The organism is Arthrobacter sp. TS-15 (assembly GCF_006964045.1).
GTDB lineage: Bacteria > Actinomycetota > Actinomycetes > Actinomycetales > Micrococcaceae > Arthrobacter.
Genome location: NZ_SDXQ01000150.1, coordinates 1 through 1,253, shown reverse-complemented (window position 1 = coordinate 1,253; position 1,253 = coordinate 1). Strand labels below are relative to the sequence as shown.

The following is a 1,253-nucleotide window of genomic DNA, read 5'->3' as shown; positions in this document are numbered from 1 at the left end:
AGTCTCGTGGGCTCGGCGCTCCTGGGTGCCGTCATCGTCGTACTGGCCGATCTGCTGGGGCGGAAGCTGTTCTCGCCGACCGAGGTGCCGGTCGGGGTGTTCACGGCGGCCGTGGGGGCGCCGTATCTGATCTGGCTCATCGTCCGGAGCCGTACCGTCCGTTCTGGGGGCAAGGCGTGAGGCAGGGCATGGCCAAGGAGCACGAGGGACAGGGCATGAGCAGGCTGTCGGCGCGTGAGCTGACGCTCGCGTACGAGGACCGCACGGTGGTGCGCGAGCTGGATCTCGCGATTCCGGACGGGCGGGTGACGGTTATCGTCGGGCCCAACGCCTGCGGCAAATCGACCACTTTGCGCGCGCTCGGGCGGCTGCTCAAGCCGAAGGGCGGGGCCGTGCTCCTGGACGGGACCTCGCTCGCCAAGCTGCCCACCAAGCGGATCGCCCAGCAGATCGGGCTGCTGCCGCAGACGCCGGTCGCACCCGAGGCGATCACCGTCGCGGACCTCGTCTCGCGGGGCCGGCAGCCGCACCAGAGCTGGTGGCAGCAGTGGTCGGAGGCGGACGAGCGGGCCGTGACCGAGGCGATGGAGCGTACGGACGTGGCCTCGCTGGCCGAGCGGCCCGTGGACGAGCTGTCGGGCGGGCAGCGGCAGCGGGTCTGGATCGCGATGGCGCTCGCGCAGGAGACCGAACTGCTGCTCCTGGACGAGCCGACGACGTACCTCGACATCGCGCACCAGGTGGAAGTCCTTGACCTGGTACGGCAGTTGAACCATGACCGCGGCCGCACGGTCGTCGTCGTCCTGCACGACCTCAACCAGGCCGCCCGCTACGCCGACCACCTCGTCGCCATGAAGGAGGGGCAGATCGTCGCCTCCGGACCACCGTCGGAGATCGTCACGGCCGATCTCGTACGGGAGGTCTTCGGGCTGGAGTGCGTGGTCGTGCCTGATCCGGTGACGGGGTCGCCGCTGGTGGTGCCCGGCGCGCCGTGGCGGGGCGGCGATGCCCAAGTCCCGGCCCAGGAAGGCCAGAAGGCCCACACAGACCGGAAGGCCCAGGAAGGCACCGCCTCGGGCGCCGCCGCTTCGGGCACGGCTACCTAGACCGCCGCTATCTGGACCGCTGCGACCTCCACACCAGGTACTGCGCCGAGGCGACGGCCGCGCCGCGCAGGACCCAGGGCCAGGTCTCGGCGACCGCGTCGTTCATGTGGCCGTCCGCGATGGGTGTGCCCCAGCGGCCTTCCGTAC

General features: G+C 71.1%; 2 protein-coding genes. Both read left to right on the top strand.

The genetic code is table 11. The features are described from left to right. Nucleotides 1–180, top strand: a 180-nt coding sequence (locus EU811_RS23440; protein WP_142940614.1) for an iron chelate uptake ABC transporter family permease subunit, incomplete at its 5' end; no start/stop codon positions are given. A gap of 8 nt (nucleotides 181–188) precedes the next feature. Next, nucleotides 189–1,106 (top strand): ABC transporter ATP-binding protein, encoded by a 918-nt coding sequence (locus tag EU811_RS23435; protein WP_238703561.1) that lies wholly within the window; start codon nucleotides 189–191, stop codon nucleotides 1,104–1,106. Nucleotides 1,107–1,253 lie beyond the last annotated feature (147 nt).